This window comes from Pseudomonas sp. H1_F01, assembly GCF_054681425.1.
This window is the reverse complement of sequence record NZ_CP162823.1, coordinates 3325200-3339657: the sequence shown is the minus strand read 5'-3', so window position 1 is coordinate 3339657 and position 14458 is coordinate 3325200. Positions and strand designations below refer to the sequence as shown.

Annotated in this window: 7 protein-coding genes; 4 read left to right on the top strand and 3 right to left on the bottom strand. The window is 59.3% G+C overall.

All coding sequences use genetic code 11. The annotated features are described in order from the left end of the window. The first annotated feature begins 101 nt into the window (after window positions 1-101). Entirely contained in the window at window positions 102-1187 is a 1086-nt protein-coding gene (locus tag AB4O09_RS15285; RefSeq protein WP_003202120.1) for an aromatic ring-hydroxylating oxygenase subunit alpha, read from the top strand. Continuing rightward, on the top strand, window positions 1184-2134 hold the full coding sequence (locus tag AB4O09_RS15280; RefSeq protein ID WP_013693425.1) for a PDR/VanB family oxidoreductase: 951 nt from the start codon (window positions 1184-1186) through the stop codon (window positions 2132-2134). The genes AB4O09_RS15285 and AB4O09_RS15280 overlap by 4 nt, the downstream gene beginning before the upstream one ends. A 148-nt stretch (window positions 2135-2282) precedes the next feature. On the opposite strand, the gene AB4O09_RS15275 is transcribed toward AB4O09_RS15280, so the two are convergent. Together AB4O09_RS15275 and AB4O09_RS15270 are read right to left on the bottom strand one after the other, a co-directional pair. Then, a complete protein-coding gene (locus AB4O09_RS15275; RefSeq protein WP_003202123.1) occupies window positions 2283-2996 on the bottom strand; it encodes a GntR family transcriptional regulator in 714 nt (237 codons plus the stop codon). Window positions 2997-3096: 100 nt separating this feature from the next. Continuing rightward, entirely contained in the window at window positions 3097-4128 is a 1032-nt protein-coding gene (locus tag AB4O09_RS15270; RefSeq protein ID WP_003202125.1) for an Ldh family oxidoreductase, read from the bottom strand. Between the two features lie 233 nt (window positions 4129-4361). Here AB4O09_RS15270 and AB4O09_RS15265 point away from each other — a divergent pair, with 233 nt between their 5' ends. Both AB4O09_RS15265 and AB4O09_RS15260 read left to right on the top strand, forming a co-directional pair. Continuing rightward, on the top strand, window positions 4362-9194 hold the full coding sequence (locus tag AB4O09_RS15265) for a dermonecrotic toxin domain-containing protein (RefSeq protein ID WP_003202127.1): 4833 nt from the start codon (window positions 4362-4364) through the stop codon (window positions 9192-9194). A 157-nt stretch (window positions 9195-9351) separates the two neighbouring features. Then, window positions 9352-10353: a FecR family protein gene (locus AB4O09_RS15260; RefSeq protein ID WP_003202128.1), complete on the top strand. Its 1002-nt coding sequence runs from the start codon at window positions 9352-9354 to the stop codon at window positions 10351-10353. A gap of 1752 nt (window positions 10354-12105) precedes the next feature. On the opposite strand, the gene pvdQ is transcribed toward AB4O09_RS15260, so the two are convergent. Then, window positions 12106-14454, bottom strand: a complete 2349-nt coding sequence (gene pvdQ / locus AB4O09_RS15255; RefSeq protein ID WP_460108398.1) for a bifunctional acylase PvdQ — start codon at window positions 14452-14454, stop codon at window positions 12106-12108. Window positions 14455-14458 lie beyond the last annotated feature (4 nt).

Genomic DNA, 14458 nt, shown 5'->3' with positions numbered 1-14458 from the left:
AGATAAATCGGCCATTTTTCCAGCAATACCGTTGACAAATAAATTAGTTAAGAGAGTTAATGGATCCACAGACAAGAACAACATCCGCCTGGAGATCCCTCATGTACCCCAAAAATGCCTGGTACGTTGCCTGCACCCCCGATGAAATCGCCGACAAACCCCTGGGTCGCCAGATCTGTGGTGAGAAGATGGTTTTTTACCGGGGGCATGAAGGCAAGGTCGCGGCGGTGGAAGACTTCTGCCCCCATCGCGGCGCCCCGCTCTCCTTGGGGCATGTCGAAAACGGCAACCTTGTGTGCGGCTATCACGGCTTGGTGATGGGCTGCGACGGCAAGACTGTCGAGATGCCGGGGCAACGGGTACGAGGCTTCCCCTGCAACAAGACCTTTGCGGTACAGGAACGGCATGGGTTCATCTGGGTCTGGCCCGGTGACCAGGCGCTGGCCGACCCGGCGCTGATCCATCATCTGGAATGGGCCGAAAGCGATGAATGGGCCTACGGTGGCGGCCTGTTCCATATCCAGTGCGACTATCGCCTGATGATCGACAACCTGATGGACCTGACCCACGAAACCTACGTCCACGCCTCGAGCATCGGCCAGAAGGAAATCGACGAGGCGCCGCCGGTGACCACGGTCGACGGCGATGAAGTGGTCACCGCCCGGCACATGGAAAACATCATGGCCCCGCCATTCTGGCGCATGGCCTTGCGCGGCAACAACCTGGCCGATGACGTGCCGGTGGATCGCTGGCAGATCTGCCGTTTCACCCCGCCCAGCCATGTGCTGATCGAAGTCGGCGTGGCCCATGCCGGCAACGGCGGTTATCACGCCGCGCCGCAATTCAAGGCGTCGAGCATCGTGGTGGATTTCATCACGCCCGAAACCGAGACGTCGATCTGGTACTTCTGGGGCATGGCCCGGCACTTCCAACCACAGGATGAAGCACTTACCGCGTCCATTCGCGAAGGCCAAGGCAAGATTTTCAGCGAAGACCTGGAAATGCTCGAACGCCAACAGCGAAACCTGCTGGACCATCCGCAACGCAACCTGCTCAAGCTCAACATCGACGCGGGCGGCGTACAGTCTCGCCGGGTACTGGAGCGCTGGATTGCACGGGAACGGGAAGCACAGGCCGGGTTGATCGCCAGCAGCCATCAACCACAGCTGGCGGAGCAACGGCCATGATCGAAGTCCACGTCGCGGCGCGACACAACGAAGCCCTCGATATCTGCAGCTACGAATTGACGCGTGTCGATGGTGAGCCGCTGCCGGCCTTCACCGCCGGCGCCCATATCGATGTGCACTTGCCCGGCGGGCTGATTCGCCAGTACTCGCTGTGCAACCACCCCGAGGAGCGGCATCGCTATCTCATCGGCGTGCTCAAGGACCCGACATCCCGCGGTGGTTCGCGCAGCCTGCATGAGCTGATCCAACCAGGTATGCGCTTGCACATCAGCGAGCCGCGCAACCTGTTCGCTCTCGCCCCGCAAGCCCGCCGCAGCCTGCTGTTTGCCGGCGGCATCGGCATTACGCCGATCCTGTGCATGGCCGAGCACCTGGCCCAGAGCGGTGCAGCGTTCGAGCTGCATTACTGCGCCCGCGCCCGCGACCGCGCGGCCTTTGTCGAGCGCCTGCGCCAGTCTCCTTATGCCGACCGGGTCTTCCTGCATTTCGATGAAGAACCTGAAACCCTGCTGGACGCCGCCAGGGTGCTGGCCGCGCCCGGTGACGACGTGCACCTCTACGTCTGCGGCCCCGGCGGATTCATGCAACACGTCCTCGACACCGCCAAGAACCAGGGCTGGCAGGAAGCCTGCCTGCACCGCGAATACTTCGCCGCCGCCCCTACCGACACCCGCGCCGATGGCAGCTTTTCGGTCAAACTGGCCCGCAGCGGCCAAGTGTTCGACGTGCCGACGGACCGCAGTGTGGTGCAGGTGTTGGAAAGCCACGGCATCGAGATTCCGATCTCGTGCGAACAAGGTGTCTGTGGCACCTGCCTGACGCGTGTACTGGAAGGTGTGCCGGAGCATCGGGACATGTTCCTGACCGAGGCTGAACAGGCCAGCAACGACCAGTTCACGCCATGTTGCTCAAGGTCCAAGACACCCGTCTTAGTACTGGACCTCTAACACCGGACACTGTGGGAGCGAGCTTGCTCGCGATGGCGTCGGTTCTGCAGCATTGATGGTGACTGACACACCGCTATCGCGAGCAAGCTCGCTCCCACAGGGGATTTGTGGTGAATGACAATCCAGCTGTTACCTGCAACCGGGCGGGTTACTCCGAGCGCAGGATCACCGTCATCCGCTCGTCAGCCAGCGTCGAGCCGAACACTTCGGCGTAGCGCAGGGTCGCGTTGGCATGCTCGCGCATGATTGCCTCGGCGCGGCCGCTCTGGCGGTTGATCAGGGCGTCGAACACCGAGTGGTGTTGCATATGGGCATAGTTGAAGCGGCGAAATTCGCCGGCCATGTTCTGGCGATCCACCGCCAGGGCGGTGACTGAGGCGAATGGCAAATGATCGTTGCGGGCCAGGGCATCGGCAATCGCCGGGTTGTGGCTGCCTTCGACGATCACTTGGTGAAAACGCATGTTGAGGTCGTGATAGACCTCCAGGTCGTCCTCGGTCACATAGCCCTTGGCGAACAGTTCATCGCCCTGCACCAGGCATTGCTCGAGTATCGCGCGGGCTTCTTCAGACAAGCCGTGCTCGGCTGTCTGCCGTGCCGCCAGGCCTTCCAGCACGCCACGCACCTCCACCGCCCCGGCGATCTGCTCGGCACTGACCGAACGCACCTGGAAACCTCGTCCGCCGAAGCGCACCAGCAACCCTTCCTGCTCCAAGGTTCGGAACGCCATGCGCACCGGCATGCGCGAAACGCCGAACAGCTCGGCCGTAGGTATTTCCATCAAGCGCTCGCCAGCGGCCAACTCGCCCGAGGCGATCATCTTGCGCAGCGCAACCAGCACCGTTTGGCCGGGCTTACTCATCCAGGCGATTCCACAGAAAAGAAGCCGTCATAGTAGAAGGCTTGGCGCAGCGTGTCACGGCAAGGCAGTGGCAGCCAGGCTGGCCGCCACAGCGGGTTGTTCAAATCCCTGCCAACTCGCGCAATTGCGCCAGGGTCTGCTCGTCCAAGCTAATCCCATGCTCATTGGATTTGCTGCGTTCGCGATGGCGACGGTCTCCCGGTAAGCGCCGCAACCCAACGCCATGCATCTGCCTGACCAACTCCTGGCTGCGCTCGGCGAAGTTTTGCCCGGCGGTCTTGCTCGGGTCGATCACGATCAACAACTGTCCGGTCCACGGGGTCTTGGCGCCCGGGTGGTCGTGCCAGTCGAATTCGAAGGAAAAATTGCCGCCAGTCAGGGCTGCCGCCAGCAATTCGACCATCATCGACAGCGCCGAGCCCTTGTGCCCACCAAAAGGCAGGAGCGCGCCACCTTCGAGAATCGCCTTGGGGTCGCGGGTCGGCTGGCCAAGGCTGTCCACGCCCATTCCTGGCGGCAACAACTCGCCCTTGCGTGCAGCAATCTGTACGTCGCCGTGGGCAATGGCGCTGGTGGCGAGGTCGAAAACAATCGGCTCACCGTCAGCCCGTGGTGCGGCGAAGGCAATGGGATTGGTGCCGAACAATGGGCGGTCCGCGCCATGGGGCACCACACACGTCATGCTGTTGACCACACTCAACGCCACCAGGCCTTCATAGGCGAACGGCTCGACATCCGGCCAGAGGGCGGCAAAGTGATGGGAGTTGCGAATGGCCAGGATGGCAATGCCGGCGCTGCGGGCCTTCGCCACCAGCAATGGACGCGCTGCGGCCAGTGCGGGCTGGGCAAACCCGTTGCCGGCGTCCACGGCGACAAACCCTGACGCGACGTCCTCGACCACTGGCACGGCCTTGCCGTTGACCCAACCGCTGTCGAGTGTCGAGACATAACCGGGAATGCGAAATACCCCATGGCTGTGGGCACCGTCGCGCTCGGCCCCGGCGCAGTTTTCAGCCAGGCACCGAGCGACTTCGGTCGACGTGCCATGACGCAGGAAAATTTTCTCCAGCAAGCTCACCAGAGCATCGAAAGACAAGGTGCAAGAAGCGGCATGATCGGATGGCGCAGACATCTGAAGCTCCAGAATGATTGTTGGAGGTAGCAACAGCGTAAAGGGACCCGCCGGGTGATTAAACACCGTTTCAGGCGCGCACTGTCAATCCTTGTCCGCGGCATTTGCCCGGCTGGCAGGTCGAAAACCAGCATGCGGTAACTATGTACCACCTTTGCTCATTCATCGTTGCCTAGTCTGGCGGCTTCCTCCATGTTCGCGCCGCTCTGAGGCGCCCTGATCGAGAAGCAACGATGCTCACTGAAACCACGCCACTTTTATTTCCCGAGGTATTGCCCCCCCATCGCCTGGACGAATTGACCGCCACCCACGGTCTGACGCAGGCAGACCTCGACTGGTTGCAGCACATCGCCCTGCCCGACCACACCCAGCGCGCAGCGCAGACACCCCCGATGTTCGCCGAAACCATTCTGTTGCAAGCCGATGAAAAATCGCCCATTGCACTGGCCGGCTGCTTTGTCCTTAGCACCTCGTCGAACAGCGCCGAAACCAGCACCCACCCGGTGTTTCTCTACACGCCAAGAGGTGGCATAAAAAAGTTCGACAACCTGGTCTCCCTCGAAGAACAGATTGACCACATGCGCCGGGACACCGCGCAACGCGACGACCTGTTCCGCCTCTTGTCGATTTCCCAGCGCAGCGAACTGAACAGCACCACTGACATCAGGCTGACCCGGCAACTCATCGAAGAGGATGTTTTCAAGACCCAGCTCGAATCCATCGAGTACGCCCAGAGCCTCAACGCCCTGGCCATGGTGAATGAACTGATCAAGTTGCCCTCCTTGAGATCAATGCTTGACCAGATCTTGAACGAGGCGCTGCCGGACCTGGATCATCGACAGATCCGCGTGGCCTTCGGCAAGGGGGCTCGCCCGGGAAATCCAAGGGCCATCCAGGTGACCGAAAGCATCCCACTGAGCGATGCCATCCTGGGCTATTTCCATCATCAGGGCTGGCCTGTCGGGCATGACATCGATCTGACTCATCCGGGGACACTTGCATCGTCCTACAGCCCGCAGCAATGGGAAAACATCATAAAGGACGTTGCCAGGAAACTGATTCCGACGCTCATCGGCTGCCTCGATGCCTTTTGGGAGAACACGACGACTCACTTCTATATGTCTCGACGCAAACTGCTTTCCCAAGTCATCCACGATGGACTCTGGGCAACCATCCTGGTCGAGCGGGAAAAAAGACAACTGACGGAGGAACAAAGTCGTGAGCTGCTCCGGCTGTTCAGACCTTCCCGTCGAGACGAGACACTGCTGTTCATCGAAACGATTCGCCTCTGGGAATATGAGCCGCACTTCGTAGAACTTGCAGGCTCCATGATGATCAGCGCCAAAGGCAACTATCTCTACACGCCCATGCATGGTCTTCAGAAAATAGACAACCATCTCGGTTTCAAGGCTGCGCTGTTCGGTAACCCCGCAAGCACCGCACAAAAGGAAGCGCTCTATAGCCTGCTGAGCCTGGAAGAGCGCAACCGTTTCCTGCGGTTTGACGAGCCACAGCTTTCGGGCAAGCCACTGGATTTGCCAGTGGCCGAATCCCTGGCGAATACCATCATCGAAAAACAGAAGAATAATCTTCATTACGCACTGGAAATGTCTCGCCAGGGCGATGTCGATATCCACCCGCTCATCGACAAGGCGTTGGATATACGCACCTTCATCAACAAAAGCCTGTTGGACCAGCCTACTGCCGGACACTGGGGCACTCATCCCGCTTTTCATGGAAGTCTGCGCCCGTCCAACTTCATGGCTGATCAGATGCAAAGAAAGGTCAAGAGTTACACCGATGTCGAAGCGGCTTTCGATAACCTCTTTACCCGGTTGCCGACCTCCCACAACGTTTCGCTGCGCAATGGGCTCAAGCAATTACTGGCTGAACTGACCAATGTTTTTTCCTTGGGGATACGTGCCGAGGCCGAACTCAGGGAACTTAACGCGAGCCTGCCGTCGATTGCGAATGACCTGATCAGAGCGGTTTTTGCCTACGATTCAGAATACCCGGACCGCGCACAACGGATAGGCGTCAGGGGCTTTCGGCCGGATGTCTATTCATTGACGCTGGCTTGTAGCGAAGATGGTCGAACGGTTTATCTACCCCTTGCCAACTGCTTTTTATTAACTGAACGCGGAGGCCTCGACACCCCCTATTCGGGCATGGCAATCCTCTGGACGCCCGCCGATGGCTTGCAGGCGTTTTCGTCTGTTGAAGTTGCCACCCAGCAATTGAATCGACACCTGCTCGACTCCCGGAAACGCTTTGGTTTGCTCGCTAATCTCACGCCGGCACAACGCCAACCTCATGGGCATTATCAACTCCAGGCGTATGAGCTGATCGAGGACAACGTGCTGGTGAATCGGATGAATTCGTTCATCAAACACTTTGAGGCCGAGCATGCTTATCTGAGCACCTTGAAGGCCGGGAGCTGGCAACTGACCGGCAAGGCACTGTCGAGAAGCCTTCAGGCATTGCTGAACAAAGGCGCGCCCACCAACCTCAAGCGCGCCTCACACATTGCCCAGGCCAACAAGCAGCAACAGCAACTCCCCGCCTGGCTCGGTACAGCGGCACTTGACGATCAACGCCTGCACGTCGAGTTGCTTGAGCAATATAAAAACAGCGTGGTCGATGGCAAGGACTATCTGGACGGTATCGAGCCGCTGCGCACCTATGTGCGTAATAAACTGAAAGCGCTGCTGAGCGCACGCTTCGCCGCAAACAACCTTGACCCCGACACCATCCAGATCACACCGAACCTTGCCATCGTCGGGCCGGCCAGTTCGCTAACCGACTTCGCCATGCATCACATCGAAGTGACCCGGGAAGGATTCAAGGTTTCTTCAACGTCCACGCAGAAACTGCCGGACGGCCTGAACGAGATCACCGTCCGGCAGATGCTGTCTTCGTTGGATATCTCCACCGACTTTAAAAATCAGGTGGCGCAGAAACTGTCCGGCACCACTGCGCAGGCCCGGCAAAGGAAAGCGGCCTTCCGCCAACAAATGCCCTGGCAGTTGCTGCAATACGCTCACGCACGCTATCTGCAACAACACCTTTCCCCCCTGGCCTTTGATTTGATCCGTCAGGTGGTGGACATGCCCGATGCCGTCGCTCGCAAAGCCGTTGACGGTGCCAACGCGTTTATTCGCCCGCTGGAGTTGATCAAGACCGACGGTGCCGTGCCGGTCAAAGTGCAGGGGCTCTACTTGATCGGTTCGAGCGTCGATGCGACAAGTCCTCAAGTCCTGTATTCGCCCTACCATGAGGGGGATCACTTCACCGAATTCAAGGATGAAAAGAGCGTCATTGCCGCATTCAATACGCCAGGGATACTTCAGGACCTGCTGATTCGCCGGCTTCCCGAGCACCAGCAGTCCACATTCAGGCACCTGTTCGCCGCCACGCTCGGGCAGCGATCGGAAATCACCCTGGCCTCGAACCCTATCCAGACCAACCTGCTCGACACATTGTTCGACGACAACGCAGCATTGTTATCGGACATGCTGACCGCGCAAACCAATGAAAATCGACAGTTTGACTGGGGAACGGTCCTGCACCTGCTCAGCTCCGGCATCAAGTTGGTCGGGGGACAGTTGTCGGGCAAACTGACTTTTATCGAAACGCTTTGGGAAAGCTACCAGGACTTCAAGGCTTCAGCCGAAGCCTTGCAGCAACATGACTGGAGAACAGGCCTGCACGACTTTATCGCTGGCGCCGCGGAGATGGTGTCGCTGGGCCTGATGAATCGCGAAGACACATTCGGCCTGCTCGATCCCGTTGAACCTCTCTCCCAAGGCGCTACGTTGGCCAATCGCTGGAAGGACATCGCTTCCACCGCCCAGATCCGAACCGACTTGAGCGTTTTCGAGGCCATGGGCATCAGCCTGTCGGGCCTGCAACTGGACCTGATCGACGGAACCTACAAGGCACTGGAAAACGGCAAGCTGTACATCCCCCTCGCCGGCAAAGTCTTCCAAGTAGCGAAAGCCGGCCAAACCTGGCGAATCGTGCATGAGCACGCAGAGGGGCCGTTATTGAGAAAGTCGCCTGACGGCCGGACATGGGCACTCGATCCACAACGCCAGACCATACGCTTCGGTAAAGCCGGCTCGAAGATGGCCGTCACCTACAGCGACTTCAAGGCCAAGGGTTCACTGAATATCGAAGCAAAGGGCATGGCTGAGATACGCAGGAAATATCCGTATCGTGCAAATGCAATTATGCAGGCACTGGAGACCGCGAGGTTCTATTCATTCAACGCCCTTCACAACTTTGATCAATTCAAGCGACAACCACTTGTGGGCTCTCGGCTGGATAATTTCCTGAGATTGTTTTTTGGGGTCAACAGCGTCGATGCGCGTCTTATCGGCAAGATAGAGGCGGCGATCTCGCCTATATGCCGGGCGTTGGCCGATCCATCCTGGGCGCTCCAGAATGCCGACCGCATCGTGATCGGCAACCTCAAGCACCTGGAAGATCGAGCAACCGCCTTCGTACTCGAGCCGGCAGCCGTCGGAAGAATCTATATCACGCAGTTTTTTTTCGACATGGGCTTGGACTGGTACAAGGCCGTCGTACCCGAGTTCTTCAATGTCGATGCACATGCCCAGGGAGCGACCTTCATTCACGAAATTTCCCATCAGTTGTTCAATACGTTCGACATCATCTACCTGGACGCCGCACTGCCATTTCTCGATTTGATTTCAACAGTGACTTACGCCGGAAAGTTGCAATACGACAAGCAAAAGGACCTGCAACTCAACGGGCTTTCATTGACCACGCCAAAGTCAAAACTGTTCACGCAATGGGACAGCACGGATAACACCTACAAGAAGCTGGAGCTGTTGCCTGGATACCGGCAAACCACCCGGGAAATCCTGAAGATAACCGGCGCCAGAACCATGGATAACGCTCGTGATGATTTTCTCGATCCGATTTTGCCGGACAAGCGCATCGACGTCATACTTCGCAACGCCGACTCGCTCACGCTCTTGATTTGTGAATTGGGACGCCAACTCGACTCCACTCCATCACGGCAAATTGCCGTGCCGTGAAGGGTTTGAGTGGTTGATCTTTTTTTCACGCAATGTATGCGACGGTAGGCCACGACGAATGTTTGAGAAAAAAAGGCTCATTGATGCGTAAACGCCATGACGGCTGTTCTCGGCAGCTCATGCCGAAGGTTAGAATGCGGCAAACCAGGAAGAGTCAATGACCGAACATCCCCTCTCGGAAGCCGAATACGACGCCATTACCGATGCCGCTGCCCATTGGTGCATGCGTTTGCATGCCGTCGATTGCACCGATGCCGAACGGCAGGCGTTCAAGCAATGGCACGATGCCGATCCCCTGCATGCTTTCGAATACGAAGCCATGCTGGAGATCTGGGCTGTTGCCGATCATCTGCCGCGCGTCGAGTCGGCGCCAGCCGCCCCAGCACGCCGCAGCCGGTCGCGCTGGAGTCGGTTGGCGGTCGCCGCTGCGGTGTTCGTAGTCGGCATGCCGCTGGCCGCTTACACCGGTTGGAACCTGGGCTGGGTTGCCAATTCCTACCAGCGCTTCGAAGCCGGCGCAAGCGTACGCCATGTCACCCTGGGTGACGGCAGCCAGGTCGAACTCAACCTGGGCAGTGAGCTGGTATTTGCCAACTACAAAAACGAACGCAGGGTGACGCTGAAAAAGGGTGAGGCGTTTTTTGACGTCAGCCACGACAAACAGCACCCGTTTGTCGTTCGGGCCGGCCAAGGCCAGGTGCGCGTGACCGGTACTCGCTTCAACGTATGGATGTACCAGGACCAGGTCCGGATCACGCTACTGGAGGGCTCGGTGAGGGTGACCAGCAACCAGGCGAACCCCCGTGACGGCCTGCCGCTTTCCCCGGGCATGCAGGCAAGCTACAAGGCCGGCGACCAGCAACCGCAAGTTCGTGAGACAGACGCCAACGACAGTTCGCTGGCGTGGCGCAACGGCAAGCTGGTGTTGGATAACCTCGCCCTGAGCGATGCACTGCCGCTGATCAACCGCTACCTCGACCGGCCCGTCATGCTGGCCGACAACAGCACCGGTGGCTTGCGTATCGGTGGTGTCTACAACATCAGCGAAGTGCAGAACCTGGTGCCTTCGCTGCCCAAAGTCCTGCCGGTCTATCTGACCCGGAACAAGGACGGCAACCCGGTCCTCAACTCCATCGGGCAACGACCGGCCACGAACTGAAAGCTTTTCTCTGTGGGAGCAAAGCTTGCTCGCGATAGCGGTGAGTCAGTCTGCCTTGATGTTGAACATGCCTCCGTCATCGCGAGCAAGCTTTGCTCCCACAGTTTGGATCGGTGCCAGCCTGCGATTTCCCGGCCAACACAAATCCCCTGTGGGAGCAAAGCTTGCTCGCGATAGCAGAGGGACAGCTTGCCACGATGTTGAATCTGCCGCCGTCATCGCGAGCAGGCTCGCTCCCACAATTTGGATCAGTGCCAGCCTGCGATTGCCCGGCCAACACAAATCCCCTGTGGGAGCAAAGCTTGCTCGCGATAGCGGTGGGTCAGTCTGCTTTGATGTTGAACATGCCTCCGTCATCGCGAGCAAGCTTTGCTCCCACAATTTGGATCGGTGCCAGCCTGCGATTTCCCGGCCAACAAAAATCCCCTGTGGGAGCAAAGCTTGCTCGCGATAGCGGTGGGTCAGTCTGCCTTGATGTTGAACATGCCTCCGTCATCGCGAGCAAGCTTTGCTCCCACAATTTGGATCGGTGCCAGCCTGCGATTTCCCGGCCAACAAAAATCCCCTGTGGGAGCAAAGCTTGCTCGCGATAGCAGAGGGACAGCTTGCCTCGATGTTGAATCTGCCGCCGTCATCGCAAGCAAGCTTTGCTCCCACAGTTTGGATCGGTGCCAGCCTGCGATTTCCCGGCCAACACAAATCCCCTGTGGGAGCAAAGCTTGCTCGCGATAGCGGTGGGTCAGTCTGCCTTGATGTTGAACATGCCGCCGTCATCGCGAGCAAGCTTTGCTCCCACAATTTTGATCGGTGCCAGCCTGCGATTTCCCGGCCAACACAAATCCCCTGTGGGAGCAAAGCTTGCTCGCGATAGCGGTGGGTCAGTCTGCTTTGATGTTGAACATGCCTCCGTCATCGCGAGCAAGCTTTGCTCCCACAATTTGGATCGGTGCCAGCCTGCGATTTCCCGGCCAACAAAAATCCCCTGTGGGAGCAAAGCTTGCTCGCGATAGCGGTGGGTCAGTCTGCCTTGATGTTGAACATGCCTCCGTCATCGCGAGCAAGCTTTGCTCCCACAGTTTGGATCGGTGCCAGCCTGCGATTTCCCGGCCAACACAAATCCCCTGTGGGAGCAAAGCTTGCTCGCGATAGCGGTGGGTCAGTCTGCTTTGATGTTGAACATGCCTCCGTCATCGCGAGCAAGCTTTGCTCCCACAATTTGGATCGGTGCCAGCCTGCGATTTCCCGGCCAACAAAAATCCCCTGTGGGAGCAAAGCTTGCTCGCGATAGCGGTGGGTCAGTCTGCCTTGATGTTGAACATGCCTCCGTCATCGCGAGCAAGCTTTGCTCCCACAGTTTGGATCGGTGCCAGCCTGCGATTTCCCGGCCAACACAAATCCCCTGTGGGAGCAAAGCTTGCTCGCGATAGCGGTGGGTCAGTCTGCTTTGATGTTGAACATGCCTCCGTCATCGCGAGCAAGCTTTGCTCCCACAATTTGGATCGGTGCCAGCCTGCGATTTCCCGGCCAACAAAAATCCCCTGTGGGAGCAAAGCTTGCTCGCGATAGCGGTGGGTCAGTCTGCCTTGATGTTGAACATGCCTCCGTCATCGCGAGCAAGCTTTGCTCCCACAGTTTGGATCGGTGCCAGCCTGCGATTTCCCAGCCAACACAAATCCCCTGTGGGAGCAAAGCTTGCTCGCGAAGGCGGTGGATCAGTCTACATCCAGTTTGAATGTGACCGCACACAAGCGGCTATTGCGTCGCCACCCTGCCCGTCTCATCACGCTCGCGGATAATCAGCGCCTGATAGTGCGGATCGGCCTTGATCTGCTGTTCAGTGAATGGCAGCACACTCCACTGCTTCTGCGAAAAGGCCTGGGTCTGGTCCGTCGAATACGGCGATGCCGGGTCGCTGGAGAGGGAGAATGCCAACAATCCCAGGGCCTGCGGACCTTTGCCGTCAAACGTCACCACTTGCAGATAGCTGGTCCCGCTGACCACTTCCCGCTTGCCGTTCGCCCCGGGCACACTCTGGATCGCGTTGTAGATGCCCAGCTCCCCGGGACCGCCGTGAATCGGTGTCTGGCGGCTGCCGCTGCTGGCCACCTGGACGTCTTGCCATTGGCTGTTCTTCGACAACCCGGCGACCTTCACCGCCTCCACCGAAGCCAGCATGGCATCGCGCACGGCCTTGAGTACTGCCGGCCGCTCGACCGCCAGGCCACGCGGGGTGTGTTGCGGATCTTTGGGATCGAAGGCGACGCGCCATGAATCAGGTACCGCCTGCAACCGGTCCATGATGTGCTGGAAATGCACGAACCCCAGGCCGCTATTCAGGCCGGCCTTGCGATCCCAGGCCTCGAGGCTGGCACAAGCCTCGACCAATGCCGAAGCATCGGCCCCCAGGTCACCGGCGCACACGCCGAGCAGGTCCGGCATCACCTGGTCAGCCAGATAAACCTGGTCGTCCATGACCATGCGCTGCAAATCCTCCACCTTCACCGGCCCGTTCTTGGCCAACTGGCCCATCCGGTCCAGTGCAAAACGCGCCCGCAGTCCCAGCGGCTGACCTTGCTGGCTGATCAACGGGGAGTAACCGGACAGCGGCTGCGCAGGGTTGACCATCCAGGCCGAATCGTTGGAGTTCTGCACATAATCACGGCGCAGCAACTGCGGAAGCCTGTCGGCGGCATAGATGCCTTTTTGCACGGCTTTGGAATCGATGCCCCAGGCACACTCGCTGCGAGAGCCATCCAGCACGATCAGTCTCAACCCGGCCCGGGGATCGCTGCACCGGGCCAGTTTGTCGGCGTCGACGTTCGGCACCACCGACACGTTCATGTAAAGGCTTTGCCCCTGGTCGTCCACCGCCAGGGTATTGACCCAGGGAATGCCCTGAATCTTATGGACGGCGTCCTGCAGATCCTTGAGCGTGACCGCCTTGTTCATGGCGTACCACTGGGCCAGCACGCGATCGTTTTCCAGGTTCGCGTCCCGCAGGCTGTAGGCGAACCGGTTATCCCAGTCCAGCCGGCCAGGCCATTGCACGATCGGGCCGAACTGTGAGCCATAGACCACTCGGGAGACCGTCTGCACCTGGCCGTCAGGTTGCTTGACGTCTACCACGACCGTTTGCTGGCTCATCGGCACAGACTTGCCGTCGAGCAGATAGCGGGTCGGGTCCTTCGGATCGAGTTGCAGGCGGTACAGGGTGAAGTGTTTCGAGCTGTCGACGGTGTGGGTCCAGGCCAGGTGCTGGCTGAAACCGATGTTGATCATCGGCAGACCTGGCAGCGCCGCGCCCATGACGTCCAGCTTGCCGGGAATGGTCAGGTGCATCTGGTAGAAACGCATGCCGCCTACCCACGGAAAATGCGGGTTCGCCAGCAACATCCCACGACCATTGAACGAGCGCTCGCTGCCGATGGCCAACGCATTGCTGCCGCGCTCCAGGGCAAAACGCTGCTGCCGGGTTGCGGCGGCCGCGAAACCGGTGACCGGGGTGCCCGCGAGTGCGGTCGCCTGGGGCGGTTGCGCGCCGGCCAGGGCCTCGGCGAACTGGCCAACGCCCCCTTCCACCAACAGCCGGCGGGTCAACTTGACCAGGTCCAGCGCCGTGATCGGCCGTACCCATTCGCTGGCACATTGTTCGGGCAGGCCTTTGGCCTTGCGTTCGACCAGCGCACGGTTGTAACCCGCCACGTAGCCTTCGACCAGTTGTTGCACCTGGGGCGTCTGGGCCTGCCAGAAACCGGAAACCGCTTGTGGCGTGTTGAGCCAACTGAAGAACAGATCGCTGACGCGGTTCTCCCGCTGCTCGACCGTGACCTGCTCCGGCCCGAAATAGCGCGAGCGCTGGGCGTTGACCGTGACGATCTCATTGGCCAGCAGGCACAGGTTGTCCTGGGCGTAGGCGTAGCCGATGCCATAACCCAGCCCACGTTCATCCTGCGCCCGGATATGCGGTACGCCAAAACGGGTGCGACGGATCTCGGCACTGGCCTGCTGCCCATCGTCCTGCGCATTGACCACGGGGCTGAGCCCGAGGGCGATCCCCAGAAAAGCGCCTGCGAGGCCAACCCTCGATAACTGCCCGGACATTCTC